The organism is Nonomuraea sp. 3N208 (assembly GCF_052245935.1).
GTDB lineage: Bacteria > Actinomycetota > Actinomycetes > Streptosporangiales > Streptosporangiaceae > Nonomuraea.
In genome coordinates this window covers 37,992-64,245 of the sequence record NZ_JBQQBR010000002.1, presented here as the reverse complement: position 1 = coordinate 64,245, position 26,254 = coordinate 37,992, and the positions used below count along the sequence as shown (strand labels likewise).

General features: G+C 68.6%; 27 protein-coding genes. 12 read left to right on the top strand and 15 right to left on the bottom strand.

The genetic code is table 11. The annotated features are described in order from the left end of the window. Nucleotides 1-96: 96 nt before the first annotated feature. From qcrB to ctaE, 4 genes are read right to left on the bottom strand one after another with little or no spacing between them, the layout of a single operon-like run. Nucleotides 97-1,746 (bottom strand): cytochrome bc1 complex cytochrome b subunit, encoded by a 1,650-nt coding sequence (gene qcrB, locus ACTWPT_RS02665; RefSeq protein ID WP_443175593.1) that lies wholly within the window; start codon nt 1,744-1,746, stop codon nt 97-99. Further along, complete coding sequence (gene qcrA / locus ACTWPT_RS02660; RefSeq protein WP_443175592.1) at nt 1,743-2,858, bottom strand: cytochrome bc1 complex Rieske iron-sulfur subunit; 1,116 nt, start codon at nt 2,856-2,858, stop codon at nt 1,743-1,745. The genes qcrB and qcrA overlap by 4 nt, the downstream gene beginning before the upstream one ends. Next, nucleotides 2,855-3,667, bottom strand: a complete 813-nt coding sequence (qcrC, locus tag ACTWPT_RS02655) for a cytochrome bc1 complex diheme cytochrome c subunit (protein WP_443175591.1) — start codon at nt 3,665-3,667, stop codon at nt 2,855-2,857. Before qcrC ends, qcrA begins: the two co-directional genes overlap by 4 nt. Before the next feature lie 14 nt (nt 3,668-3,681). Further along, nucleotides 3,682-4,338, bottom strand: a complete 657-nt coding sequence (ctaE, locus tag ACTWPT_RS02650) for an aa3-type cytochrome oxidase subunit III (RefSeq protein WP_443175590.1) — start codon at nt 4,336-4,338, stop codon at nt 3,682-3,684. 208 nt (nt 4,339-4,546) lie between these two features. Here ctaE and ACTWPT_RS02645 point away from each other — a divergent pair, with 208 nt between their 5' ends. Both ACTWPT_RS02645 and trpD read left to right on the top strand, forming a co-directional pair. Continuing rightward, the gene (locus tag ACTWPT_RS02645) at nt 4,547-4,945 is read left to right on the top strand and encodes a hypothetical protein (protein WP_127940564.1); all 399 of its coding nucleotides are present in this window, start codon (nt 4,547-4,549) and stop codon (nt 4,943-4,945) included. 7 nt (nt 4,946-4,952) lie between these two features. Continuing rightward, nucleotides 4,953-5,999, top strand: a complete 1,047-nt coding sequence (trpD, locus tag ACTWPT_RS02640; protein WP_443175589.1) for an anthranilate phosphoribosyltransferase — start codon at nt 4,953-4,955, stop codon at nt 5,997-5,999. A gap of 126 nt (nt 6,000-6,125) precedes the next feature. Here trpD and ACTWPT_RS02635 read toward each other — a convergent pair whose 3' ends face one another. The 4 genes from ACTWPT_RS02635 to ctaC form a co-directional block, all read right to left on the bottom strand. Next, complete coding sequence (locus ACTWPT_RS02635) at nt 6,126-7,340, bottom strand: L,D-transpeptidase (RefSeq protein ID WP_443175588.1); 1,215 nt, start codon at nt 7,338-7,340, stop codon at nt 6,126-6,128. Nucleotides 7,341-7,491: 151 nt separating this feature from the next. Next, nucleotides 7,492-7,905, bottom strand: a complete 414-nt coding sequence (locus tag ACTWPT_RS02630; protein ID WP_443175587.1) for a cytochrome c oxidase subunit 4 — start codon at nt 7,903-7,905, stop codon at nt 7,492-7,494. Then, nucleotides 7,905-9,569, bottom strand: coding sequence for an aa3-type cytochrome oxidase subunit I (gene ctaD / locus ACTWPT_RS02625; RefSeq protein WP_443175586.1), 1,665 nt, complete (start codon nt 9,567-9,569; stop codon nt 7,905-7,907). The genes ACTWPT_RS02630 and ctaD overlap by 1 nt, the downstream gene beginning before the upstream one ends. Next, nucleotides 9,566-10,393 carry an aa3-type cytochrome oxidase subunit II gene (gene ctaC / locus ACTWPT_RS02620; RefSeq protein ID WP_443175585.1) on the bottom strand — a complete coding sequence of 276 codons (828 nt, stop codon included), beginning with the start codon at nt 10,391-10,393 and terminating at the stop codon, nt 9,566-9,568. Before ctaC ends, ctaD begins: the two co-directional genes overlap by 4 nt. A gap of 160 nt (nt 10,394-10,553) precedes the next feature. Between ctaC and ACTWPT_RS02615 the strand changes: the two genes are divergently transcribed. Next, nucleotides 10,554-11,687, top strand: a complete 1,134-nt coding sequence (locus ACTWPT_RS02615; protein WP_443175584.1) for a cysteine desulfurase family protein — start codon at nt 10,554-10,556, stop codon at nt 11,685-11,687. After that, nucleotides 11,684-11,929, top strand: a complete 246-nt coding sequence (locus ACTWPT_RS02610; RefSeq protein ID WP_043638353.1) for a sulfurtransferase TusA family protein — start codon at nt 11,684-11,686, stop codon at nt 11,927-11,929. Before ACTWPT_RS02615 ends, ACTWPT_RS02610 begins: the two co-directional genes overlap by 4 nt. 115 nt (nt 11,930-12,044) lie before the next feature. Here ACTWPT_RS02610 and ACTWPT_RS02605 read toward each other — a convergent pair whose 3' ends face one another. Both ACTWPT_RS02605 and erpA read right to left on the bottom strand, forming a co-directional pair. Then, complete coding sequence (locus ACTWPT_RS02605) at nt 12,045-13,031, bottom strand: carbohydrate kinase family protein (protein ID WP_443175583.1); 987 nt, start codon at nt 13,029-13,031, stop codon at nt 12,045-12,047. Between the two features lie 116 nt (nt 13,032-13,147). Beyond that, nucleotides 13,148-13,501, bottom strand: coding sequence for an iron-sulfur cluster insertion protein ErpA (gene erpA / locus ACTWPT_RS02600; RefSeq protein ID WP_090930529.1), 354 nt, complete (start codon nt 13,499-13,501; stop codon nt 13,148-13,150). A 155-nt stretch (nt 13,502-13,656) separates the two neighbouring features. Between erpA and nadA the strand changes: the two genes are divergently transcribed. Beyond that, a complete protein-coding gene (gene nadA / locus ACTWPT_RS02595; RefSeq protein WP_443175582.1) occupies nt 13,657-14,814 on the top strand; it encodes a quinolinate synthase NadA in 1,158 nt (385 codons plus the stop codon). 266 nt (nt 14,815-15,080) lie between these two features. On the opposite strand, the gene ACTWPT_RS02590 is transcribed toward nadA, so the two are convergent. Genes ACTWPT_RS02590 through ACTWPT_RS02580 form a run of 3 tightly spaced genes read right to left on the bottom strand, consistent with a single transcriptional unit; the run spans nt 15,081 to nt 16,400 of the window. After that, a complete protein-coding gene (locus tag ACTWPT_RS02590; protein WP_443175581.1) occupies nt 15,081-15,236 on the bottom strand; it encodes a hypothetical protein in 156 nt (51 codons plus the stop codon). Between the two features lie 22 nt (nt 15,237-15,258). Continuing rightward, on the bottom strand, nt 15,259-15,582 hold the full coding sequence (locus ACTWPT_RS02585; protein WP_443175580.1) for a hypothetical protein: 324 nt from the start codon (nt 15,580-15,582) through the stop codon (nt 15,259-15,261). Nucleotides 15,583-15,638: 56 nt separating this feature from the next. Beyond that, on the bottom strand, nt 15,639-16,400 hold the full coding sequence (locus ACTWPT_RS02580; RefSeq protein WP_443175579.1) for an alpha/beta fold hydrolase: 762 nt from the start codon (nt 16,398-16,400) through the stop codon (nt 15,639-15,641). Nucleotides 16,401-16,493: 93 nt separating this feature from the next. Between ACTWPT_RS02580 and ACTWPT_RS02575 the strand changes: the two genes are divergently transcribed. Further along, complete coding sequence (locus ACTWPT_RS02575; RefSeq protein ID WP_443175578.1) at nt 16,494-16,892, top strand: winged helix-turn-helix transcriptional regulator; 399 nt, start codon at nt 16,494-16,496, stop codon at nt 16,890-16,892. 16 nt (nt 16,893-16,908) lie between these two features. Here ACTWPT_RS02575 and ACTWPT_RS02570 read toward each other — a convergent pair whose 3' ends face one another. After that, complete coding sequence (locus ACTWPT_RS02570) at nt 16,909-17,757, bottom strand: alpha/beta fold hydrolase (RefSeq protein ID WP_443175577.1); 849 nt, start codon at nt 17,755-17,757, stop codon at nt 16,909-16,911. Nucleotides 17,758-18,036: 279 nt separating this feature from the next. Here ACTWPT_RS02570 and ACTWPT_RS02565 point away from each other — a divergent pair, with 279 nt between their 5' ends. Then, complete coding sequence (locus tag ACTWPT_RS02565) at nt 18,037-19,278, top strand: ATP-binding protein (protein ID WP_443175576.1); 1,242 nt, start codon at nt 18,037-18,039, stop codon at nt 19,276-19,278. Here the strand turns inward: ACTWPT_RS02565 and ACTWPT_RS02560 are convergent. After that, on the bottom strand, nt 19,203-19,445 hold the full coding sequence (locus ACTWPT_RS02560) for a hypothetical protein (protein ID WP_443175575.1): 243 nt from the start codon (nt 19,443-19,445) through the stop codon (nt 19,203-19,205). The genes ACTWPT_RS02565 and ACTWPT_RS02560 overlap by 76 nt on opposite strands. A gap of 96 nt (nt 19,446-19,541) precedes the next feature. On the opposite strand from ACTWPT_RS02560, the gene ACTWPT_RS02555 reads away from it, so the two are divergent. From ACTWPT_RS02555 to ACTWPT_RS02535, 5 genes are all read left to right on the top strand, one after another. Continuing rightward, entirely contained in the window at nt 19,542-20,837 is a 1,296-nt protein-coding gene (locus tag ACTWPT_RS02555; RefSeq protein ID WP_443175574.1) for a hypothetical protein, read from the top strand. Between the two features lie 186 nt (nt 20,838-21,023). Then, nucleotides 21,024-22,319 carry a Dyp-type peroxidase gene (locus tag ACTWPT_RS02550; RefSeq protein WP_443175573.1) on the top strand — a complete coding sequence of 432 codons (1,296 nt, stop codon included), beginning with the start codon at nt 21,024-21,026 and terminating at the stop codon, nt 22,317-22,319. Nucleotides 22,320-22,332: 13 nt separating this feature from the next. After that, nucleotides 22,333-23,940 (top strand): FAD-binding oxidoreductase, encoded by a 1,608-nt coding sequence (locus ACTWPT_RS02545; RefSeq protein WP_443175572.1) that lies wholly within the window; start codon nt 22,333-22,335, stop codon nt 23,938-23,940. A gap of 119 nt (nt 23,941-24,059) precedes the next feature. Continuing rightward, complete coding sequence (locus ACTWPT_RS02540) at nt 24,060-24,752, top strand: EthD domain-containing protein (protein ID WP_443175571.1); 693 nt, start codon at nt 24,060-24,062, stop codon at nt 24,750-24,752. Then, a complete protein-coding gene (locus ACTWPT_RS02535; protein WP_443175570.1) occupies nt 24,752-26,245 on the top strand; it encodes a GMC family oxidoreductase in 1,494 nt (497 codons plus the stop codon). Before ACTWPT_RS02540 ends, ACTWPT_RS02535 begins: the two co-directional genes overlap by 1 nt. The last annotated feature ends 9 nt before the right edge of the window (nt 26,246-26,254 follow it).

Genomic DNA, 26,254 nt, shown 5'->3' with positions numbered 1-26,254 from the left:
TGACGGGCGGGAAGGGTCAACGGCGCGTGCGGTGACGCTGGGCGACCGTAAAGGAAAAAGCAGCCCCGGGCGGAAAGCCGTCCGGGGCTGGTGTACTCAGTGGGTCGGAGTGCGATCCTCGCCGCCGCCGATGGCGGCGTGCTCTTCCTCGTGCTCGTGCCCCTCGTCCAGCGGGATCTTCTCCCCGCCATACGCCTTGGACATGCGAGAGCGGAGCTTGCCGAGCGGCCCGCGCATGCCCTTGGGCGGGATGCCGGCGGTGTCCTCGGCGACCGGCAGCATCAGCACCGGCTCCTTGCCGCGCACGTGCGCCTCGATGTCGTCCGCCGGCGGCGTGTGGACCTCGATGAACTCACCGTGCGGCAGCCGCTTGATCACACCGGACTCCACGCCGTGCGAGACGACGCCCGAGTCCTGGCGCTGCAGGCCGAGGCAGATGCGGTAGGTGATCAGGTACGCCAGCGCCGGCGCGAAGATGATCAGGAACCGGCCTGCGTACGTCGTCCAGTTGAGGCTGATGTGGAAGTTCGCCGAGATCTCGTCGTTGGCGCCGAGCAGCCACAGCACGCCGTAGAACGTGATGGCCGTCATGCCGATCGAGGTGCGGTGCGGGTTGTTGCGCGGGCGGTCCGCGACGTGGTGCTCGCGGTTGTCGCCCGTCACCCAGCGTTCCAAGAACGGATAGAGCGCCAGGCCGGTCATGATGATGCCCATCGGCACCAGGGCCGGGATGATCACGCTCAGCGGCAACGTGCCTGCATTGGCCGTGCCGAAGAGGTTGATCTCCCACGGCGGCATGATGCGGAGCGCGCCTTCCAGGAAGCCCATGTACCAGTCGGGCTGCGAGCCGGCCGACACGTCCGCCGGGGTGTAGGGACCGAACAGCCAGATCGGGTTGATCTGGGCGAACGTCGCCAGGCCCGCGATCACGCCGAGCGTGAACAGGAAGTACGCCCCCGCCTTGGCCATGAAGGCCGGGTAGAACGGCGCGCCCACCACGTTCTGGTTGGTGCGGCTCTTGCCGGGCATCTGGGTGTGCTTCTGCACCCACATGAGCACCATGTGGGCCGAGATCAGCGCCAGGAGGATGCCCGGGATGAGCAGAATGTGCAGCGAGTAGAACCGGGGGATGATGTCGTCACCCGGATATTCCCCGCCGAACAGGAAGAACGTGAGGAACGTGCCGATGAGCGGCAGCGAGATCGCCACACCCTCGGTGATCCGCAGACCGGCGCCGGACAGCAGGTCGTCGGGCAGGGAGTAGCCGGTCAGACCCTCGAGCAGCGCGAGCGTCAGCAGCAGCACACCGATGATCCAGTTGAGCTCGCGCGGCTTGCGATAGGCGCCGGTGAAGAACACCCGCAGCATGTGGACCGTCATACCGGCCACGAAGAGCAGGGCCGCCCAGTGGTGCATCTGCCGCATGAGCAGACCACCCCGGACCTCGAAGCTGATCTCCATCGTCGAGGCGTAGGCCGCGGACATCCCCACGCCCGTGAGCGGCGAGTAGGGGCCGTCATAGATGACATGCTCCATGCTGGGCTTGAACCAGAACGTCAGGAACGTACCGGTCAGCAGCAGGATGATGAACGAGTAGAGCGCGATCTCACCCAGCAGGAACGACCAGTGGTCCGGGAAGATCTTGCGCAGGTTGCGCTTGAGGAAATTGGCCCCGCCGAGCCGGTCGTCGAGGAAGCTCGACGGCCCGGCGATGGCCTTGGGCACTGTCTTCAGTTCGGTGGTCATGCCTGACCTCCCTTCGCCCTGGCCTCGGCCTCGGCGTCACCGCGCTCCCAGTAGCTGGGCCCGACGGGCACATTGAAGTCGCCCTGGGCGATGAGGTAGCCCTGCTCGTCGACGCTGATCGGCAGCTGCGGCAGCGGCCGGGCGGCCGGGCCGAAGATGACCTTGGCGCCGTCGGCGGCGTCGAACGTCGACTGGTGGCACGGGCAGAGGATGTGGTGGGTGTTCTGCTCGTAGAGCGCCGCCGGGCAGCCCACGTGGGTGCAGATCTTGGAGTACGCCACGATGCCGTCGTGCGTCCAGTTCTGCCGCACCCCCGACTTGAGCTCCTCCGGGCGGAACTTGATGAGGATGAGCGTGGCCTTGGCGAGGGCGTTGAGGTCGTGCTCGTAGCCCTCCGGAACCACCGACAGGATGCCGCCTGGCGAGTTGAAGTCGGCGGCCCTGATGGGCTGTCCGGTGCCCTCGACGACGAGCTTGAGCGGCTTGCCTTCCTTGTTCTTCTCACCCCAGACCGTGTGGCGCAGCTCCTTGTTGAACTTCGCACCCGGCATCTTGTTGTTGTCCAGGTCACGCAGCAGCACCAGCGGCACCAGGCCGAGCGGCGCCGCCGCCAGCAGCAGCGTGCGGCGCAGCAGCTTGCGCTTGACGAAGCCGCTCTCGTTGGCGCCCTGGACGAAGGTGTCGGCCACGACCTCGCGGTCGGGCTCGTCGGAGGCCATCTCGTGGCGCTCCTGGACCAGCGAGTACTTCGGCATGATCTGGCGGACCCAGACCACGATGCCGACCGCGAGCCCCAGGATCGCGATCGTCAGCGTGCTGCCCAGCGCCAGGTTGGACGTGCCCGTCGCCTCGGGGCTGCCCACCTGGAACACCACGTAGGCGATGATGAACGCGACGGACGCGAGGAAGGTGATCGTGAAGCAGAGCGCCACGACCTTCTCGGCCTTGCGGGCCTTGGTCTCGTCCTGCAGCGTCACGCCGGGGACCTCTTCGGCGGCGGTCTCCGCCGCTTCCACGGTGCCGAGCATCGAGGTGCCCGGCGCGGGTGTGCCGATGACGCGCTTGGGTACGCGCTCGTCCGGCTGCTCGATCTCGTGCTCGTTGTCTGTCATGACTTCTGTCGCTTCTTCGCGGTGATCCAGATGGCGGCGAGTGCCAGGGCACTGAGTCCCACAACAAACGCTACGAGACCTTCGGTGACCGGGCCAATACGCCCGAGACCGAAACCTCCCGGGTCCTTCTGCGAACGCACCTGGGTGATGTAGGCGATCATGTCGCGCTTCTCTTCCGGCGTGATCGTCGTGTCGTTGAAGACCGGCATGGCCTGCGGGCCCGTGACCATCGCCTCGTAGATCTGCGTGGGGGACGCCTCGTTGAGGTTGGGGGCGTACTTGCCCTGGGTCAGGGCGCCACCGGCGCCGACCCAGTTGTGGCACTGGATGCAGTTGGCGCGGAACAGCTCGCCGCCCCGGCCGGCGTCGCCCAGCTTCGGGTCGACGTGCTCGGCGCCGGGAACCTGCGGGCCGCCGCCGAGCGACTGCACGTAGGCCGCGATCTGGCGGGTCGTCGTCTCGTTGACCCAGGGCGCCGGAGGCTTGCGCGGGACCTGAGGGCCGGGCGCGCCCGCGGGCATGCGGCCCGTGCTCATCTGGAAGTCGACGGCCGCGGCGCCGACGCCGACGAGCGTGGGCGCCTTGTCGGTGACGCCTTCGGCGTTCATGCCATGGCAGCTCGAGCAATGCTGGACGAACAGGCTCCTGCCCTCGGCCACGTCATCGACCTTGCCTGCCGCGAGCGCCGCGTCGGCAGGCTTACCCGCCTGGACAAAGGCGGCGTATACCATCCCGACCAGCGCCAACGCGAAAATCAGGACGGCGTATCTCGCGAGGGGATGCCGCCGCCAAGCGGTGATCCTAATCACAGAGATCCCGTTCCTTAACGAATAATGTAGATGGTCGCGAAAAGACCGATCCAGACGACGTCTACGAAGTGCCAGTAGTAGGACACGACGATCGCGCTGGTGGCCTGCTCATGCGTGAAGCGCTTCGCGGCGTACGTGCGTCCCAGCATGAACAGGAACGCGATCAGGCCACCGGTCACGTGCAGGCCGTGGAAGCCCGTTGTCAGGTAGAACACCGAGGTGTAGGCATTGGCGGACAAGGTCGCGCCCTCTGACGCCAGCTTGGAGTACTCGTACAGCTGGCCCGCGATGAAGACCGCGCCCATGAGGAAGCTGACGATGTACCAGAAGCGGAGTCTGCTGACCTGCCCCTTCTCCGCGGCCCACACGCCGAGCTGGCACGTCACACTCGACAGCACCAGGATGATCGTGTTGGCCGTTGCGAACGGGATGTCCAGGTGAGCGACGCCCTCGGCGACTTGCGCGCCTGAGGGAAGGAAGGCCGGGCTCCACTCGATGCCCTTACCCTCGCTCACCGACCGGATGGTGAAGTACATCGCGAACAGCGCCGCGAAGAACATGAGCTCAGAGGACAGCCACACGATCGTCCCGACGCTGACCAGGTTGGGTCTGCGGTACGACTGTGGTGTCGTCGTCGAAGTTATTGCGGATGCTGTCGCCACGGGCAGCATTATTGCGGCTCCGGTAGTCGGTCCGGCGCACGACCCCCCGTTAGCAGGTACAAACCGGCCACCAACCTGGGATAATTGCCGCAAAACGCCCGCAACGGGCGACGACCTGGGTTTGCACACCGGCACACCGGTACGATCCAGGGTGACCCTACCGCTACGACCGATAGTGAGCGCGACAGTGACGTCATCTGGGAGCACCGACGACACGATGAAGGTCCTCGTCTACAGCGACGACGCGGCCACGAGGGCTGAAGTGATCCAGGCCATCGGCAGGCGGCCCGCGGCGGACGTGCCTTTCGTCGAGATCGTGGAGTGCGCCACCGAGCCCAAGGTCCACCAGTGGCTGGGCTCGGGCGAGATCGACGTGGCCGTCCTCGACGGCGAGACGCAGCCCGCGGGCGGCATGGGCGTCTCGCGTCAGGCCAAGGACGAGGTCTACGACTGCCCGCCCATCTGCCTGATCATCGCCCGGCGCGACGACCGGTGGCTGGCCGAATGGTCCAAGGCCGACGCCGTGGTGTCCCAGCCGCTGGAGCCCATGGTCGTGGCCGACACGGTGGCCGATCTGATGCGCCGCCGTTCCTCCACCCGACTCAACGCTAAGTAGGTGCTGCATGGACTCCCGGACGACCTGGCCTGCCCTGCTCAACGCCCTCCTGGCCGGAGAGCATCTGACATCGGATGAGACGGCCTGGGCGATGCGGGAGATCATGTCGGGCTCCGCGACGCCGGCCCAGATCGCGGGCTTCGTGATCGCCCTGCGTGCCAAGGGTGAGACGGTGTCCGAGGTGGTGGGCCTGGCCCGCACCATGCTCGATCTGGCCACGCCGCTCAGCGTGGAGGGTCGCGTGGTCGACATCGTCGGCACCGGAGGTGACCGCGCCCACACCGTCAACGTCTCGACGATGGCGGCCATCGTCGCCGCCGCGACCGGCGCGCGCGTGGTCAAGCACGGCAACCGCGCCGCCTCGTCCTCGTGCGGCGCCGCCGACGTCCTGGAGCACCTGGGCATCCGCCTCGATCTCACGCCCGACCAGACCGCGCAGGTGGCGCGGGACGCCGGCATCGCGTTCTGCTTCGCCCCGGTCTACCACCCTGCGCTGCGCTACGCCGGGCCGACGCGCAAGGAGATCGGCGTGCCCACGATCTTCAACTTCCTCGGCCCGCTCACCAACCCCGCGCGCCCGTCGGCTCAGGCCATCGGCGTCTTCGACGCCAGGATGCTACCCGTGCTCGCGGGCGTCTTCGCCGAGCGCGGGGTGTCCGCCCTGGTGTTCCGCGGTGACGACGGCCTGGACGAGCTGACCATTTCCAGCACCTCGACGGTGTGGGTGGTCAAGGACGGCACCGCCACGCAGACGACGTTCGACCCCGCGGTCCTCGGCATCCCGCGTGCCGACGCGGGCGCGCTGCGGGGCGGCGACGTGGCGTTCAACTCCCAGGCCGTGCACGATCTGCTGCGCGGCAAGACGGGGGCGGTGCGCGACGCGGTGCTGCTCAACGCGGCCGCCGCGTTGGTGGCCTACGACGGGCCCGGCGACGATCTCGACTCGGCCATGACCGAGGGGTATGCCCGCGCGGTGCAGGCCGTGGACTCCGGCGCCGCCGCGGCCCTCCTGGACCGCTGGGTGGAGATCAGCCGCTCCCTCCGCCCAGCCTGACGGCGGGCTCCCGGCATGAGGCGGCCGGTCCGGAAGGTCCCGGACCGGCCGCCTTCGCTCGCGGCCTCGCGGCTCACCCGAGGAGGATGGAAGCGCTCTGACCTGGGCCGGCCATCAGGTCGCCGGCTACGACAGACTGATCGTGGGCCCGGCCTTGAGCGAGCTCCACTTCAGCCATTGCTTCCAGTTCTCCTGCCAGTGCCCCCACCCGTTCGTGGGCTCCAGCTTCCGCGGTGACCCGGTGATGATGATCGGGTCCCCGATCAGCGTGTTCTTGATGAACCAGGCGGCGTTGTCGGGGCTGATGTTCACGCATCCGTGGCTGACGTTCGCGCTGCCCTGCGAGCCGACCGACCAGGGCGCGCTGTGCACGTACTCGCCGCTGTTGGAGATGCGCACGGTGTTGTAGACCGTCAGCTGGTAGTAGCCCGCCTGGCCGGGCCCGATCCCGGGGGAGGTCATGACGGTGACGGGCTCGCGCGACATCGCCAGGTGGATTCCCGAGGTCGTGTAGTACTTCCACTGCCCGCCCTGGCCGGCGCTCATCGGCATCCTGCGGACCTTCTTGCCGTCCCGGCGCACCGTGAGCACGTGCTCGTCGGTGCTCCCCTTGGTGATCTGCGATCGGCCGATCTTGAAGTTGACCGTGACGTTGCGTTTGCCGTACATGCCGGGTCCGCCGCGCACCCCGGCCAGCCGCGCCTCCACCCGCACCCGCGTACGGGCGGGCCAGTACTCCTGCGGCCGGAAGTCGACGTGCTGGTCGTCGAACCAGTGCCAGGCCCCCTCCACCGGCTTGGAGCTGCGGACGAGGAGGTTGCGCTCGATGGACACCCGGTCGGCGACCGGCTTGTCGAAGGCGATCATGATGGGCATGCCGACGCCGACCGTCAGCCCGGTGTCGTCCTTGTTCGGGGTGATGGTCTCGATGTCGAACGTCTCTTTGCCCTTGACCGTCGTGAACCTGCTGGTGGTCGTGCTCTGTTTGCCCGCGGCGTCCACGGAGACGGCGGTGACGGTGTACGCGGCGCCGGGGCGGGCCGTGCCGGTGCTGCGCCAGCGGGTGCCGTCGCCGCTCAGCACGCCCTGCAGGGAGCCGGACTTGCCGCCGTCCACCCGTACGCTCCTGAGCTTGCCGCTGACGGCCGCCACGACCACGGGCTGGTCGGTGGGCACTCCTTCGGCTTTGTCCCGCGGAGAGAACGACACAGGGGCTTCCCGCGCCGCTCCACCGGCCATGGCGATCCGGTCAGGCCCGTTTCCGGCCTGGCCGCCTGCCGAGCACGCCGCCAGCAGCGCCACGGCCAGCAGGCCCGCGGATCCATACGTTACGCGCTCCACGGTGACTCCCTCGCCCGAGATCGAACGGCTTCTGCCTCCTTTATTACCCTCGGTGATCGAATCACCACATCCGGCCACTGGTAAAGAACATGAAAAAGCGGGCGTCCTCCCCCAAGGAAGGACACCCGCTCCGGTTTCGCTCAGTTCTCGCTCAGTGCGAGAAGTTGCCCCGGTAGTACTGGAACACGAACCCGATCATGGCCATGAGGATCAGGAAGACCCCGATCAGGAACATCCAGAAGCCGAACACGAACCCGGCGAAGGCGAAGGCCGCCGCCAGGCACAAGAACAGCGGCCACCAGCTGCTGGGGCTGAAGAAGCCGATCTCCCCGGCGCCCTCGCTGATGTCGGCCTGCTTGTTGTCCTCCGGCTGCGGGCCGATGCGCCGCGCGGTGAACATCAGGTAGTAGCCCACCATGAAGGCGAACCCGACCGAGATGGCCATCGCCGTGGTGCCGACCGGCTCACCCTGGCCCGTGGCGGCCTTGGTCCAGAACCAGTAGGCGACGTCGACGCCGGCGAAGAACAGGCCGCACGCGAGGAACAGCCACCCTTGAACCCTCATCAGGCCTCCACCTCCTGGACGGGCTTGGCGGACACGTGCGGATAGTGCAGGTCGAACGCGGGGCGCTCGGACCGGATGCGCGGCAGCGAGGTGAAGTTGTGCCGCGGCGGCGGGCAGGAGGTCGCCCACTCGAGCGAGCCGCCGTAGCCCCAGGGATCGTCGACCGTGACCTTGGGCGCGCTGCGCCAGGTCTTCCACACGTTGTAGAAGAACGGCAGCGTGGACAGGCCCAGGATGAACGCGCCCACCGACGACAGCAGGTTGAGGTCGGTGAAGCCGTCGGCCGCGCTGTAGTCGGCGTAGCGGCGCGGGAAGCCCGCCATGCCCAGCCAGTGCTGCACGAGGAACGTGGTGTGGAAGCCGATGAACAGCAGCCAGAAGTGCAGCTTGCCCAGCTTGTCGTCGAGCATCTTGCCGGTGAACTTGGGCCACCAGAAGTAGAAGCCGGCGAACATGGCGAACACCACGGTGCCGAAGACCACGTAGTGGAAGTGGGCGACGACGAAGTAGGTGTCGCTGATGTGGAAGTCGAGCGGCGGCGAGGCCAGGATGACGCCCGTCAGACCGCCCAGGAGGAACGTGATCAAGAAGCCGACCGAGAACAACATCGGCGACTCGAACGACAGATGGCCTCGCCACATGGTGCCGACCCAGTTGAAGAACTTCACGCCCGTCGGCACCGCGATGAGGAACGTCATGAACGAGAAGAACGGCAACAACACCTGCCCGGTCGGGAACATGTGGTGCGCCCAGACCGTGATGGACAGACCGGCGATCGAGATCGTCGCGGCCACGAGGCTGATGTAGCCGAAGATCGGCTTGCGGCTGAAGACCGGCAGCACCTCGGTCACGATGCCGAAGAACGGCAACGCGATGATGTACACCTCGGGATGGCCGAAGAACCAGAACAGGTGCTGCCAGAGCAGCGCCCCGCCGTTCGTCGCGTCGAAGATGTGGGTGCCGAGTTTGCGGTCGGCCTCCAGGGCCAGCAGCGCGGCGGCCAGCACCGGGAACGCCATCAGCACGAGCATGCTGGTGAGCAGGACGTTCCAGGTGAAGATCGGCATACGGAACATGGTCATGCCGGGCGCGCGCATGCAGATGATCGTGGTGATGAAGTTGACCGAGCCGAGGATCGTGCCCAGACCGGACAGGGCCAGGCCCATGATCCACAGGTCGCCGCCGATGCCGGGCGAGTTGATCGCGTTCGACAGCGGCGTGTAGGCGAACCAGCCGAACGACGCGGCTCCGCCCGGGGTGAGGAAGCCGGACACGGCGATGATGCTGCCGAACAGGTAGAGCCAGTAGCTCACCATGTTGAGGCGCGGGAACGCCACGTCAGGGGCACCGATCTGCAGCGGCATCAGTTCATTGGCGAAGCCGGCGAACAGCGGCGTCGCGAACATCAGCAGCATGATCGTGCCGTGCATGGTGAACAGCTGGTTGAACTGCTCGTTGCTGGTGAACTGCAGTCCCGGCTGCGCGAGCTCCGCCCGCATGATCAGCGCCATGACGCCGCCGATCAGGAAGAAGATGAACGACGAGATCAGGTACAGGTGCCCGATGATCTTATGGTCGGTGGAGGAAAGCCACTTGGCGATCACCTGGCCCTTGGTGGTGGGCCGCCCGACCGGCGCGCGAAGTGGTTCTTGAATGGCGGTCACTGGGCACTCCCAGCCTGTGTAGCGATGTACTGGTTCCACTCGGTGTCATTGACGAGCTTCACCGAGAAGAGCATCTTGCTGTGGTCGACACCGCACAGCTCGGCGCAACGGCCCGCGTAGACGCCCGGCTTGTTCAGCGTCTTGATCTCGAACTTGCGGCCGGGGTTGCCCTCCGGGATGCCGGGGATCACGTCACGCTTGAACAGGAACGCCGGCACCCAGAAAGAGTGGATGACGTCGTCCGACGACAGGTCGAACTCGACCGTCTTGTTCACGGGCAGGACGAGCTGGGGGCCCTGCTTGTAGTCGTTCACCGGCATGCCGGCGACCGGCTGCAGCGTCTTGCCGCCGACAGTCGTGGTGAAGCGCCAGCTCCACTGGAAAGCCTCGACCTTGACCCGCACATCCGGGTTGTTCGACATGCGGGTGAGGTATTCGCTGTCGCGGGCGGTGAAGAAGAAGAACACCGACACCATGACCAGCGGGATCAAGGTGTAAAGCATCTCGATCGGCAGGTTGTAGCGGACCTGCGGCGGGAGATCGGCTTTCGCCTTGCGCTTGCGGTGGAAAATGGCCGCCCACACGATCAGGACGATCACGACGGCGCCCGTGGCGAGTGCGGCGATCCAGGCCCCGTTCCACAGAGTCTGGATCGGGCCACCCTGCTCGGTGATGTGTTCGGGAAGAAGGCCGCGAGACCAGTCGGCCTCGGGGACGTCATTAGCACACGCCGTAGCAGTGGCCAGCAGCAACGCCAAAGCGGCGGCGCGTGGCACCCTGCGCCGGGCCAACGAACGCCGCGTCGTACGGCGAGTCGGACTCACGGATCGCCTACCCCACAGATGAAGCCCAAGAGTCTTCCCCTTGGGCGCTCGTATTTCCAGATTTTCCAGATGCTCAGCTGATTGCAGACACATTAGCGTGCACCTGCCTCGCCCCACCGCGCGACCCCTCGATGGCCCGGCAAGTGGGACGATGGGTCTCGTGGCGTATTTCGACGCGGCTTCGAGCGAGCCGCTCCACCCGCAGGCGCGTGAGGCGCTGCTGGCGGCGATCGACGTCGGCTGGGCCGATCCCGCGAGACTCTACAGCCAGGCCCGCCGCGCGCATCTGCTGCTCGAGCAGGCCCGCACGGAGGTGGCCGAGGCGCTCGGCGCGCGCCCGGACGAGGTGTCGTTCACCTCTTCCGGCACGCAGGCCGTGCATCTCGGCGTGCTCGGCACCCTACACGGCAGGCGCAGGGCCGGGCGCCATCTGGTGACGAGCGCGGTCGAGCACTCCAGCGTGCTGCACGCCGGCGGCGTGCACGAGCGCGACGGGGGCACGGTGGAGACGGTGGGAGTGGATCTGACCGGCCGGGTGGACCTCGACAGGTTCGCCGAGGCCGTGGCGCGGCCCGGCACCGCGCTGGCCTGCCTGCAGACGGCCAACCACGAGGTCGGCACCCTGCAGCCGGTGGCGGAGGCGGCCGCGGCGTGCCGGGCGCACGGCGTTCCGCTCCTGGTGGACGCGGCGCAGACGGCCGGCCGGATGCCGATGCCGCCCGGCTGGGCGGTGCTCACCGCCAGCGCACACAAATGGGGCGGCCCGGCCGGGGTGGGCGTGCTGGTGGTGCGCAAGGGCACCCGGTTCCGCTCGTTCCTGCCGGAGGACGAGCGGGAGCGGCGGCGGGTGCCGGGCTTCGAGAACGTGCCCGGCATCGTGGCCGCGGCGGCCGCCCTGCGCGCGATGGCCGCGGAGGCGGCCCAGGAGCAGGCGCGGATCTCCGAGCTCGTCGGGAAGATCAGGGAGACGGTGCCGAAGATCGTCGAGGACGTGGAGGTGATCGGCGACCCCGTGGAGCGGGCGCCGCACATCGTGACCTTCTCGTGCCTGTACGTCGACGGCGAGGCCCTGCTCACTGAGCTGGACAAGGCGGGATTCGCCGTATCGTCCGGAAGTTCGTGCACCGCTAGTACGCTTCGTCCATCGCACGTTCTTGAAGCGATGGGCGTGCTGACGCATGGGAATGTCCGGGTGTCGCTGCCCAGGGGCGTCTCCGCGGCCGAGGTGGACAGGTTCCTCGCCGTGCTGCCCGAGATGGTGCGCCGCATCCGCCAGGACGCAGGAGTCGCATGACCGAGGTTACTCAGCCGGCTTTGACGATCGACGCGCTCGGGAAGAAGTGCCCGATCCCGATCATCATGCTCGCCGAGCAGATCAACTACGTCCCGCTGAACGCCGTGGTGGCCGTGCTGGCCGACGATCCTGCCGCCTATACGGACGTACCGGCATGGTGCCGGCTGAAGTCGCATCGCCATGTCGGCTCGTACGAACTGCCGGAGGGCGGCTGGGCTATCCACGTAAGACGCAATTATTGATTGTTCCGGTGCCGATTTTTCCGGACATATGCGCTGGGCCGGCTCGACGAAAACGCCCCGCCCCGGCGCATCGGCCGAGGACGGGGCGGTCTGATGCACGCCGCTTGAAGCCGGCTCAGGGGTGGTAGCAGCGCACGTGCTCGGCGATCTCCCCGGCCGCCTCAGCACCGTACGCGGCGGCGAACCGCTCGAGGAAGCCCTGCTGCCCGAGCTCGTACTCCTGCCCGCCGACCCGCTCCAGCACGTGCGTGGCGGTGAGGTTGCCGATCTGCCCGCACCGCTCCAGCGGCAGCCCCCAGGCCAGGCCGGACATGAACCCCGCCCGGAAGGCGTCGCCGACGCCGGTGGGGTCGGCCTTGCCCCGCTCGGGAGCGGGCGCCACCTGGATGGACGGCTCGCCCTGCCGGTCGATGACGGCGCCCTTGGGCCCGAGCGTGGTGACCCGCACGCCGACCCGGTCCAGGATCTCCTCATCCGACCAGCCGGTCTTCTGCTCGATGAGCCCCTTCTCGTAGTCGTTGGAGAAGAGATAGGCGGCGCCGTCGACGAGCTGGCGGATCTGCTCGTCCTCCATGCGGGCCAGCTGCTGGGAGATGTCGGCGGCGAACGGGATGCCACGCTGGCGGCACTCGTCGGTGTGCCGCAGCATCGCGTCGGGGTCGTTGGGGCTGATGAGCACAAGGTCGAGGCCGCCGATGCGGTCGACGACGGGCTGCAGCTCGATGAGCCGGGCCTCGGCCATGGCGCCGGTGTAGAACGAGGCGATCTGGTTGTGGTGCTCGTCAGTGGTGCACAGGAAACGCGCGGTGTGCTGGGTCTCGGAGATGTGCACGGAGCCGCAGTCGACACCGTGGCGCTCCAGCCAGGACCGGTAGTCGGCGAAATCGTTGCCGACGGCTCCCACGAGAATCGGCTTCAGGCCGAGGCAGCCCATGCCGAACGCGATGTTCGCGGCGCACCCGCCGCGCCTGATCTGAAGGTCGTCGACCAGGAACGAGAGTGACACCCGGTCGAGCTGCTCGGCGATGAGCTGATCGCCGAAGCTTCCTGGGAAGGTCATCAAGTGGTCTGTCGCGATGGAGCCGGTGACGGCGATGCGCACGGGATTCTTCTTCCTCGTTGTCAGCAGGCCAATGAGCCCCACGAGAATACGCGAAGGTCCCGCCCGCACAAAGGCAGACGGGACCTGGCGACCGATCTACGACCAGTTGCCTACGACTAGTTGAACGAGTCGCCACAGGCGCACGAGCCGGTGGCGTTGGGGTTGTCGATCGTGAAGCCCTGCTTCTCGATGGTGTCGACGAAGTCGATCGAGGCGCCCATCAGGTAAGGAGCGCTCATCCGGTCGGTGACCACGCTGACACCGCCGAAGTCCGACACCACGTCGCCGTCCATCGAACGGTCATCGAAGAAGAGCTGGTAGCGCAGGCCGGAGCAACCACCCGGCTGCACGGCGACCCGCAGCTGCAGACCCTCTTCACCCTGCTGTTCCAGCAGGCTCTTGACCTTGGCGGCGGCCGCGTCAGTCAGGATCAGGCCCTGCGTCGTGGTCTCGCTGCTCTCAACCGTCATCTGCGACTCCCTAACCCGGCTGTCTGTTTTCGACGTCCTACTAATGACGCTACCAACACCTGGCCGATGCCACACATTCCCGGGCCCCCACCCCGGAATAAAGCAGGGCCGTCCGTGTGTCATCATGAGTATCGTCAATTCGACGATAAGGGGGTATGGCCATGGCCACCCAGACTGGGCTGCCGCTCTACGTCCTCGGCCGGGACGCCGATCCGCACAGCGAGAAGGGGGTCGACTGCCCGGGCGAGCTGCCGCCCGCGTCCGACCCCGGTCTGGTCGAACGTGCCCGCAAGGCCAAGGAGGCGCTCGGCGAGCGCCTGTTCGTGCTCGGCCACCACTACCAGCGCGACGAGGTCATCCAGTTCGCCGACGTGACGGGCGACTCGTTCAAGCTCGCCCAGCAGGCGGCGGCGCGGCCGGAGGCGGAGTACATCGTCTTCTGCGGCGTGCACTTCATGGCCGAGTCCGCCGACATCCTCACAGGCGATGACCAGAAGGTGATACTTCCCGACCTGGCGGCCGGGTGCTCCATGGCCGACATGGCCACGTTCGACCAGGTCGAGGAGTGCTGGGAGGCCCTGGAGGACGCCGGTCTGGCCGATCAGGTGATCCCGGTCACATACATGAACTCCAGCGCCGACATCAAGGCCTTCTGCGGCCGCAACGGCGGCGCCGTCTGCACCTCCTCCAATGCCCGCCGGGCCCTGGACTGGGCGTTCGAGCAGGGCGAGAAGGTGCTGTTCCTGCCGGACCAGCACCTGGGCCGCAACACGGCGGTGCTGGAGATGGGCATGTCCCTGGACGACTGCGTGGTCTGGAACCCGCACCGCCCGAACGGCGGCCTCACCCAGGAGCAGCTGGAGCGTGCCAGGATGATCCTTTGGCGCGGCCACTGCTCGGTGCACGGCCGCTTCACGGCCGACTCGGTGGACGACGTACGCGCCCGCATCCCCGGCGTGAACGTCCTCGTGCACCCGGAGTGCCGCCACGACGTCGTGCTCAAGGCCGACTACGTGGGCTCGACGGAATACATCATCAAAAAGCTGGAGGCGGCTCCCGCCGGCTCGAGCTGGGCGATCGGCACGGAACTGAACCTGGTGAAGCGTCTGGCCCAGAGATTCCCCGACAAGAACGTCTCGTTCCTGGACCGGACGGTCTGCTACTGCTCCACGATGAACAGGATCGACCTCCCCCATTTGGTGTGGGCCCTGGAATCGCTGGTTCTGGGTGAGGTCGTGAACCAGATCACGGTGGACGAGGACACGACACACTGGGCCAAGGTCGCCCTGGACCGCATGCTCGCCCTCCCATAGGCCGATTTATCTCCATATCCCCCGCCCAACCGCATGGACCTCCGCAGGGGACGCGCTACGCGCGACTGGGCTCCGGGCTCCTCTCACGGGGGAGCCCACCTCCCCCGAGCGCCTATCAGTTCGCCGGATTGCTGCCCCAGGAGGGCATCGGCTGGCAGGCTCACGTGTTCGGCTTCCTCGGGGGTCTGCTGGGCGGCTGGTTGTTCCGCGACCGCGGCCGCCCCCGGCCCGCAACGGCGTCCCCTGACCCGAACTCTCGGGCCACGCTACTGAAAGAATTGGACGATCTCGGGCTCTGACGGCGCGCGGGACACTAGCTGGTGCCGCGGCTCAGGGCTGTTCAGGTGGACGGGGTTCTTGCCGAGCAGCTCGACCATCTGAGCGACCGCCAGCTCGAAGCGGTGGCTGCTGGAAGGAGCCATCCCATCAGGAGAAGCGAAGGCCCTACAGGTTCCCAAACAACGAGAACATGACGTAGCCAACCGAGCCGACAAGCAGGCACACCGCACCGAGGGCCGCGCCCGCCGCAACTGCGAAGATTCGCACGTCACGAGGTCGCCCTGCCGAGACCGCTCGCCCCACAGCCATGCCAGCGGCAGGAAGAGCCACGGCCGCGATGCCGCCTCCGTTGATCAGCTCCGTGGTTAGCCACTCCAACTTCCAGAGGCTCCAAGCCAACAGCCCGTAGCCGGTGAGGGCCGCCACACATACGACGCTGAAGCCGAAAGCGCCAAACAGGCGGGTGCCCTGATCGGGGAAGGACGTCATGGCGCAGATGATCGCATGTCATCGCAACTGCTGTCCTGGGGCTAGATAGTGCGTGGTCAGGTGTTGGCGGCCAGGAATGGCAGCACCTGGGGAAGCACGTCTCTGGACCTGTCCCAGCCCCCCTTGTGATCGGCATCGGGCAAGGAGAAGAAAGCCGCAACACCGGTGCGGTCGGCGAAGGTGCGCATCGGGTCGTGCCATGCATCCGCCGTGCCCGCGTACAGCAGCATGGGCACGCCGGAGGCGGCCAGCCCGGCGTGCAGACCAGGCTCGTGGGAGAACGCCTCGTAGTTGGCGCGGAAGGCTCCTGGATCGCCGGAGTCGATCAGGGCGGCCTGGTAGGGGTCGGTGGCGGCGCCCTGTTTGATCAAGGTGTAGGGGTCGGTGTCGGCGCACAGGCCCAATTGCCGCAGCGTGGGCTCGATCGCCGAGCGGAAGCCGTCGATGGGATCCCAGGCGCCGGCCACCAGGCAGGTCAGGCGGTCTGGCGCCAGCGCGGCGACCGCGTAACCGGTCATGGCGCCCAGCGAGTAGCCCCAGAACGCGGCACGGCCGGCGCCCACGTCGTCGAGCACGGCCGTCACGGACGCGACGCGCCGTTCCAGCGCGTACGCCTCGGCCGCGCGCGGCGCGTCGCTGGCGCCCAGCCCCAGCGGGTCGATGGCGATCACCGTGTACGCAGGCGTCAGGGACGAGGTGTAACCGCTGTGGGTCCAATGTGCTCCGTCCTGGAACATTCCGGGGTGGAGCACCAGCGGCGGGCCGTCGCCGGCGACCTCATAGGAGATCTTGAAACCGTTGCTGCGGGCAGTGGGCACACGTCCTCCAAAAGGCTTGTACGCAGGAACGTTACGACTTGTAACGGGACCTATCGTGGAGCATGATCGGACGGGCCGGAAGGAGGCACTTTCTTGTCGCAACGGAACACCGCGGTAACAGACCAGCTTGCGGCCGGGAGCGAAGCGGGCGGCCCCGACGAATGCCCCTTGCCTGAGGTGCTGGCCTTGATCGGCGGCAAGTGGAGCGCCCAGGTGCTGGTGGAACTGGGCGACGGCCCGCGCAGGTTCACCCAGCTGGAGCGGGCTATCCCAGGGATCAGCCGCCGCATGCTGACCGTGAGCCTGCGCGACCTGGAACGCAACGGGCTCGTCACGCGCACCGTCTATCCGGACTCGCCGCCGCGCGTCGAGTACGCCACCACGCCTTTGATCGAGGACATCCGCGAGCCGTTGGAGGCGCTCACGGCCTGGGCCCGTCGTGCCGCGCCGGTCATCACGGCGGCCCGCCGGGGGTACGACAGCCGTCAGTGAGCGAGCCGCACGCCCATCACAGCCGGTCTGCCAAAAACGCGGTCACCGCCGTCCGGAAGCCGTCCGGGTCATCGACCCAGGGCACGTGGCTGGCCTGCGGAAGGGCCACGCGGGACACGCGGGGCAGCGCCCGTTCCAGGGAATCCACCGACCGGCGCGGCCGGATGTCCTGGGCTCCGTCGACGATCAGTGTGGGGACCTGGAGGGACTCGCACCGTGCCCGCAGCTCGGGAGTGCCCCAGTGGCGCTTGTCCTGAGCGTTGATGGTGGCGTTGCACTCGAAGTTGACCCCGAGCCACGGCGTCGCCATGCGCTCGGCGTGCTCCAGCGCACGCGCCCGGTCGGCGAAGTCGGCCGACCATTGCAGCACCGCGAACTCCCGGTCCTCCTCGGGCCCGCGATCATGCTTCTGCAACTCCTCCCAGCGGTCCACGTGCTCTCCCAGCATGCTGCGGAGATTGCGGACGTACTCCTCCCGCCAGGTGGCCTTCGGGTCGATGCCCGTGCCGGAGACGTAGACGAGCGCGCGGACCCGGTCGGGATGGTCCAGCGTGTACCGCAGGGCCAGCTGGGCACCCCAGGAGTGGCCGAGGAGTGCCATCGCCTTCAGGCCGAAATGCCGCCGTACGGCGTCGAGGTCGGCTGCCGATCGGGCCATCGAGTACGGGCCGCGCCGCTCCGAGCGGCCGCAGCCGCGCTGGTCCCAGCGGTATACGGTGGCGACGCCGGCCAGAAGCGCGGCCACATCTTCGAAGTAATCCCACAGGCCGGGACCGCCGTGGCAGAAGACCACAGGGGCGCCGTGGCCGCTCCGCGCCGCCCAGAGTCGTACGCCGTCTTCCGTCGTGACCGTCTCGCGCTCCATGGGAGCCAGTATGGTCTCCAGGTCATCGGGAGCCGATCTCGTCGGGCGACGACCGGGCACTGCTGTGGTTTCGCACGGGCGGCGCACCGGCACGCCGTCGTGCACTTACTCCGTCGATCGGCTGTCCAGAGCTGGGACTGGTGTCTGCCAAGTATGTCGGCTCAAGTCCTCGCCAAATGTCGGCGCTCCGGTTCAACTATGTCGGTTAGAAGGGCCGTGAAATGTCGGTTCCGCTTCCGTAGAATGTCGGTTCTACAGACGGGGGTGCTCGTGGATCTTGTGCCAAGGCGCATTGTCGATCATGCAGTGGAGTTCCTGGCGGCCTTCAGAGTGGTGATCATCAACGGGCCTCGCCAGTCCGGGAAGACCACACTCCTGCGGCAACTTGAGGCTTGTCGTGGCGGCACGTACCTGACATTGGACGATGGCACGCTCCGCGCCGCCGCGCATGCCGATCCAGAGGTGTTCGTAGCCGACGGGCCCAAGCCGATGATGATCGACGAGATCCAGCGGGGCGGTGACGACCTCGTGCTGGCGATCAAATCGGCCGTGGACCGCTCAGCGGAACGCGGGCAGTTCGTACTCGCAGGATCGACCAGGTTTCTTGCGACTCCGTCGCTGAGCGAATCTCTGGCCGGACGTGCGAGCATCATTGAGGTCTGGCCCTTCGCGCAGCAGGAGCTCGCGGGCGGCGACACGTCCTTTCTCGAGAGAGCATTCGAGGAGCCCGAGGCCTTCAGGACGACGGCACCGAGCTCGTACGGCAGGGCGGAATACTTCGATCTCATCGCCCGGGGCTTCTATCCCGAAGTCATGGCGATGCGGTCGGAACTGGCCCGCGGCGAGTGGTACAGCGCCTACGCGCAGTCCATCATCGACACCGACATTCGAGAGATGGCGAAGATCGATGAGCCCAGCAACCTGCGGCAGCTTCTGAGACTTGTCGCAGCTTCCACCGCTCAGGAGCTCAACGTCGTCAAGACCGCCAGCGATCTCGGGCTCCACCGCACCACGGTCAGTCGCTACCTAGGCCTTCTAGAAACGGTTTTCCTCGTGCAGTCGCTGCCCGCCTGGTCGCGCAATCTCAACGCCAGGGCCGTCCGCCGCCCCAAGATGCACATCACCGACACCGGGCTGGCCGCGTACTTGCTGTCCGTGGACGCCGAAGGGTTGTCTGCACGCGTGGCGCCCGCCCGCGGGGCGCTCGTGGAGACCTTCATCGCCAATGAGCTGGCCAAGCAAGCGACATGGGCGCCGTACCGGATGAATCTCTTTCACTGGCGCCTCAGCCAGGGAGCCGAGGTCGACCTGGTGATCGAGCGGACCAACGGCCGGGTGATCGGGGTGGAGGCCAAAGCCACCGATGCCGTGGACCTCAAGGACTTCAAGGGCTTGACGACCCTCAGGGACGCTCTAGGCGATCAATTCGTCCACGGATTCGTGCTCTACACCGGGAAGCGCTCACTCGCCTTCGGCGACCGGCTGACCGCGCTGCCGATCAGCGCCCTGTGGGACCGGTGAAAGGCAATGACCCCGCCCTCGACGTCCTCGTTCACCGAGACGACCCGGCCCAGCGGGCGGCCGGCCAGCTCCGCGTATTGGGCGGCCTCCTCGCCGACCCCGGCCACCGTGTCGACTACCGCCCAGAGTCTTACGCCGTCCTCCGTCGTGTCCGTCTCGCCCTCCATGCGAGCCAGTATGGTCTCCAAATGATCGGGAGCGTGCCGGCAGTTGATCTCCGCCTTCTAGCTAAGTAGCTTCCGCACACAACCAACAATGGGACTGTGTATCCCACACCCCTGCACGGGCTCGCTCGCAACCCGGGTGCGCCCGCGCACATTCTCGTCCGACTGCTCGACACCGACGCCGCCGTCGAATTCCTCTTCCGCAGGCACCTGCCGGGCGAGCTCGTCGACACGATGGCGGCCCATCCCCGCCCGAAGATCAGGCGGATCCTTGCCGAGAACCCGTATGTGCCCGACGAACAGCGAGCACGCATGGTCCACGACTCCGATCCTGCCGTCCGGGCGACGCTCGCCGCGGGCGACACCGACGCGGCGCGCCACGCCCTGACGCTTCCCGCCCCGGCCTACGAGGTGCTCGCCACCGACGAAGACGCCGCGGTTCGGCAGGCGCTGACCCAGGCTCCCCGCCTGCCGGACCATCTCTTGCAGGCCCTGCTTGACGATCCGCATCCGGCCGTACGTCGGTCCGCCGCGCTGCGGCTGGCTCCGTGCCGGCCCGACCTCGCGGCGGCTCTCCTCGATGATCCAACTGTGCCGGCCTGGCGTCACGATGACCTGCTGTCCGCAGCCGCCCTGCCTCGGACTCGCTTCGCCCACCTGGCCGCCACTCCCGACGCTGGTGTCAGGGCCGCGGTCGCCGCCAACCGTCACGTCCCGCACGACGTCCTGCTCCTCCTCGGACACGACCCGGATCCGTCGATACGGCTAGCCGCGTCGATGAACCCGCTCCTGTCCGAGCAGGAACGCGCCGCGATCGATTACTCTGTCGGCCCGCACGACCGCGTCCGGCCTCCGTCCTGGTGGTTCAGCCACCTGGACGATCTTCAACTCATGCGGCAGGCCGCCGACTCCGCCCACCTGGGACTGCGCCGCGCGGCCGCCTACAGCCCGTTCCTCCCGCCCGACCTGCTGACACGACTGGCCACCGACGCGGATTTCATCGTCCGGCTCCTGCTCGCGGAGCACCACCCGGACGCCCCCGGCGAACTGCTGCTCTCGACCACCATCGAGTCGGAGTTCGTTACCAAGTACGACCTGGTGCACCACGCGAACTTCCCCCGAGCCGGCCTGGCCGCCCGCGTCGCCTCCTCACCCGACCCGAGGACACGCCTGCTCGCGGTCCTCGACCCGACCGCCCCGTCCGCCCTGATCCGAACTCTCAGCGAAGAGTTCCCCCTGAGCTCGGCCTCCAGCGATCCGCGTCTGCCCGTGGACCGCGTGCTGGCCTTGTTCGCCGATCCGCGGACCGCACCGGTGGCGGCCCAGAACCCCGTTCTTCCCGAAGCCAAGATGCTGGAGATCCTCGACTCCGCGCCGTTGCGACTTGAATCTTGACGATCAGCCGCCGCCTCGAAGCCGGACATGAGAGGAGCGTCGTGGCGGCGGTACTTCGTGAGGTCGGCCGCGCTCTTCGTGAGGCGGGCGCTCGGAGGTAACGGGGTCCAGCTCTTTTCATCGCCGTCCGCGCCGGGGCCGGGACACCATGAGGGTGTTCTGACGATCACCTGGAGTGGATGCGACATGTCTCCTCGGAACCATAGGGAAGGGGCGAGCGACGAGTTGGGGCGCGGGCCTTCGCGGCGGTCGTTCCTGGGTGTGGGGGCGGGGCTGGCCGCAGGCGCCGCCGGCGGCGCGGGACTGGTGGCGGCCACGAACAGCGACTCGCCCCGGCACGGCAACGCCCTGCTCGCGTCCGGGAACGGCCAGGTCGCGCCGGCCTCGTTCAAGGCGGCGCACCAGCCGGGGATCCTCACCGGACCGGCCCTGGCCTGCCTGGTGGCCGCCTTCCACTGCCGCGACCGCGACCGCCGCGCGCTGGCCGGCACGCTACGCAGGCTGTCGGCCGAGATGGACGCGCTGATGGCCGGTCGCGAGCCCCAGCCCGTCCCTTCCGGGCAACCGCCTGCCGACAGCGCGATCCTGCTCGGGCAGGGCAGGCAGCCGGTGCTGGTCACGCTCAGCGTCGGCGCTTCCCTGTTCGACGACCGGTACGGTCTCGCCGATCGCAGGCCCGCCGAGCTGGTGCCGATGAGCGTGCTGGCCAACGACCGGCTCGATCCCGCCCGTACCCACGGGGACCTGCTGGTGCTGATCCAGGCCGACCACCCGGACGTGTGCGTGCACGCGCTGCGCCGGCTCACGCGTGCGGCCGGCGGGTCGCTCGGGCCCGCCTGGTCACAGGACGGATTCGCGCGGCCGGACCCGGTCGCCACGGCCGGCGCCACGGGCAACCGCAACCTGCTCGGCTTCAAGGACGGCACGGGCAACCCCGACGCGGCCAACCCGGCGCTGATGGACCAGGTGGTGTGGGTGAGTGCCGGCGACGGCGAGCCGGAGTGGGCCGTGGGCGGCACGTACGTCGCCGTCCGGCTGATCAGGCTCCTCGTGGAGCAATGGGACCGCACCTCGCTCGACGCCCAGGAACGGGTCATGGGACGGCGCAAGCTCTCGGGCGCGCCGCTGGACGGCGAGAAGGAGACCGACGTGCCGAGGTACGCCGAGGACCCCGACGGCGAGCGCACCCCGCTCGACTCCCACATCCGGCTGGCCAACCCGCGCACCGCCGGACCAGACAAGGGCATGCTGCGCAAGGGCTTCAACTACGCGCGCGGGCTCGACGCCGACGCCCTGCTCGACCAGGGGCTGGTGTTCGTCAGCTACCAGCGCAGGCTGGCCAACTTCCTGCAGGCCCAGGAGCGGCTGAAGGGCGAGCCGATGGAGGCGTTCACCCGGCCGGAGGGCGGCGGCTTCTACTACGCGCTGCCCGGAGCACCCGGCTCTGGGGGCTACCTGGGCCAGGGCCTCGTCGAATCCTAGGGAGGGAGCGATCATGAACGGTCCGTCAAGGCGAGGATTACTGGGCGGCGCCGCGCTCGTCGCGGGCGTGGCGGCGGCGCCGGCCTCACCCGCGCGTGCCGCTGCGTCGATCACCGGGCCCGTCACCGTCTACCCCGGCGACCCCCGCTACCAGGAGCTGACCGTCGGCTACAACCAACGCTGGGTCGGCTCCCCCGACTACGTCCGGGTGGTCAGCTCGACCGTCCAGGTCGTCGCCGCGGTCCAGGAGGCGGTGGACGCGGGCAGGCGGATCTCGGTGGTCTCCGGCGGCCACTGCCTGGCCCCGTTCGTCTTCAACGCCGACGTGGACGTCGTCATCGACCTGTCCGGGCTGGACGAGGTGTACTTCGACACGCAGCGCAACGCGTTCACGGTCGAGGGCGGCGCCCGGCTGTCAGGCGTCTACGACACGCTGTACAAGAAGTGGGGCGTGACCATCCCCGGGGGCATGTGCCCGACGGTCGGCATCGGCGGCCACGCCACCGGCGGCGGGTACGGCTTCCTGTCCAGGCAGTTCGGGGCCGTGATCGACCATCTGGCGGCGGTCGAGGTCGTGGTCGTGGACCGCGCGGGCAGGGCGCGGGCCGTGGTCGCCTCGAGGGACCCGGCCGACCCCCACCACGACCTGTGGTGGGCCTGCGCCGGCGGTGGCGGCGGCAACTTCGGCGTCGTCACCCGGTTCTGGTTCCGCACCCCGGGCACGAGCGGCGCCGACCCGGGCCGCCTGCTCGTCAACCCGCCCAAGGACGTGCTGCTCAGCGCCGTCGGCATCCCGTGGAGCACGCTGGACCGGGCGAAGTTCGCCACGCTCGTCACCAACTGGGGCGCCTGGTACGAGCAGCATGCGGCCCCCACGTCGGCGGCCAGGATCCTGTCCGGCGTCGCCTCGCTGGCGCACCGCTCCAGTGGGAACGTCTTCCTGCTGACCCAAGTGGACGCCACCGCTTCCGGCGCGAGCCGGCTCCTCGACGACTACCTCCGCGCCCTGACCGCCGGACTCGGCGTCGACGCGGCCGTGGCGGCCCAGCCACCCCAGAAGCTCCCGTGGCTGCGCGCGGTCAAACTGATCGCGGCCAGCATCCCGTCCTTCGTCAACCCGACGTTGCGCGGCTCGTCCAAGTCGGCATATCTACAACGCTCGTACACGGCCGAGCAGGCGGGCGCGATGTACGACGCGCTCACCCGCACGGACTTCGCCAACCCGGCCGCCGCGGTGACGCTGGCCGGGTTCAGCGGCGGCGCGATCAACGCCGTCCCACCCGCCAGGACCGCGCTCGCGCACCGCGAGGCCGCGTTCTGGACGCTGTTCGAGACCCAGTGGCAGGACCCGGCCGCCGACGCCGCCAACATCGGCTGGCTCCGCGACCTGTATGCCTCGGTATGGTCGGCCACCGGCGGCTACCCGGTGCCCAGCGACCAGGCCGACGGCTGCTATGTCAACAATCCGGACCCGGATATCACCGACCCCGCGTTCAACCGGTCGGGCGTGCCCTGGCACACGCTGTACTACAAGGGCAACTACCCCCGGCTCCAGCAGGTCAAGGCCGCCTACGACCCGCGCGAGGTCTTCCGGCACGCGCAGTCGGTCGCCCTTCCGTAGGGCACCTGGCCAAGTGCCGCGCCTTACTTGACTTTGTCACCGCGACGCCGCGGCGCTCCCTTCTCGCCGCGGACCCGCGCTCCTAGCGTCGTACACACCGAGTGACGGAGGAGAACACCGTGATCCATCAACTCATCTTCGCCGCGCCCAAGCCGGGAATGACGGAGGAGGAATTCCAGCAGTACTGGCTGAACGTGCACGCCGTCAGGTACGCCGGCAAGATCCCGCAGATCAGGAAGTACCTCATCGACACCAGGATCCCGTTCTGGCCCGACGAGGGCGAGCCGCTGTGGAGCGGCGTCGCGGAGATCTGGCTGCGCGACGAGAAGGAGCAGCTGGAGTCGCTGCAGACGCCCGAGTTCCTGGAGGGCGCCCGGATGGACGAGCCGCGCTGGGCGGCGTTCTGGCGCACGGTCGTGCTCGACACGGACGCGCACGAGCTGGTCGCCGGGCCCGAGCTCGCCCCTCCGGAGGGCGTGAAGCTCATCGTGCTGGCCAAGCGGAAGGAAGGGCTGCCGCTGCCGGACTTCCGCAGCGCCAGCCTCGGCGCCCACGCCGAGCTGGTCGCGCGGGTGCCGGGCCTGCGCCGTTACCTCCAGTGCCACGTCAAGGACGGCGCCTACGCCATCGGGGAGGCCGTGCTCGACGCCGCCCACCTGCTGTGGTTCGACGACCGGGACGCGTTGGCCGCGGCGCTCGCCTCGCCGGAGTTCGCCAAGGTCAAGGCCGACATGGAGACGCTGGCCGAGGCGCGGTACCTGCACCGGATGGTCGTCACCGAGCACTGGGTCATCGGACCGGAGAGCCGCTGATGTCCGGCCACGACTACGTCGTCGTGGGCGGCGGCGCGGCCGGCGCGGTGGTCGCCGCCCGGCTGGTCGAGCGCACCACGGCACGCGTGCTCCTGCTGGAGGCCGGCGGCGAGGCCGATCTGCCGGCCATCCGCCAGACCGGCATCCCGGGCATGGCCTCGCTGTGGCAGGACCCGGCCGTCACCTGGCCGCACGTCACGGTCCCGCAGGCCGGGCTGAACGGGCGGACGATCCCGCTGCCGCAGGGCAAGGTGCTGGGCGGCGGCAGTTCGGTCAACGCCATGCTGTACGTCCGGGGCAACCGCCGCGACTACGACGGCTGGGCCGCCGCAGGCAACGAGGGCTGGGCTTACGACCAGGTGCTTCCCTGCTTCAAGCGGGCCGAGGACTACGAGGACGGCGCCGGGCCGTACCACGGGGCGGACGGTCCGCTCAAGGTCGCCCGCCTGTCGGCGATGTCGGAGGTGTCGCGCGCCTTCCTCGAGGCGGCCCGCGAGCTGGGCTTCCCCGGTGGCGAGGACTGGGACTACAACGGCGCCGCGCAAGAGGGCACGTTCGCCTACCAGTCCTTCCGGACCAAGGACGCCCAGCGGTCGAGCACGGCGTCCGCGTACCTCGAACCGCTGCGCGGCCACCCCCGCCTCACCGTCGTGACCGGCGCGACGGCCACCCGCGTGCTGATGGACGGCACGACGGCGACGGGCGTCGAGTACGTGCGCGACGGCGCCGTCCACCGCACCGAGGCGAGCACCGAGGTGATCGTCTCCTGCGGCGCGCTGGCGACGCCCAAGCTGCTGCACCTGTCCGGGATCGGCCCGGCCGCGGCCCTCCGCGAGCACGGGATCCCGGTCGTCGCCGACCTGCCCGGCGTCGGCGCCAACCTGCACGACCACGTCATCCTCGGCGTGGCCTACCGCGCGCGGTCCGAGCTGCCGCTGCCGGAGCTCCTGGCCGAGGTGGGGATGTTCCCGCCGGACGACACCGACCTGCAACTGCTGTTCGGGCCGGTGCAGTTCGTGGCCGACGAGTACCGCGTGGACGGCCCGGTCTTCACCTTCGCCCCGGTGCTCGCCCGGCCGCGCAGCAGGGGAACGCTGGCCCTGCGCTCGCCCGACCCGGCGGACCCGCCCCTCGTCGACCCCCGCTACCTGGAGGAGCAGGCCGATCTCGCGGCGCTGGTACGCGGGATCGAGCTGTGCAGGGAGCTGGCGCACACCGGCGCGCTGGGCTCCTTCCACGACCACGAGAGCGCGCCGGGACGCGCGGCCGACCTGGCCTCCTACGTCCGCTCCACCGCGACCACCGTGTGGCACCCGGTGGGCACCTGCCGGATGGGGCGCGACCCGCTGGCCGTGGTCGATCCAGCGCTGTGCGTGCACGGCATCGACCGGCTGCGCGTGGCCGACGCCTCGATCATGCCGTCCATCCCCGCAGGCAACACCGCCGCCGCCAGCATCATGATCGGGGAGCGGGCGGCCGACCTGCTCACATGAAGGAGCCCA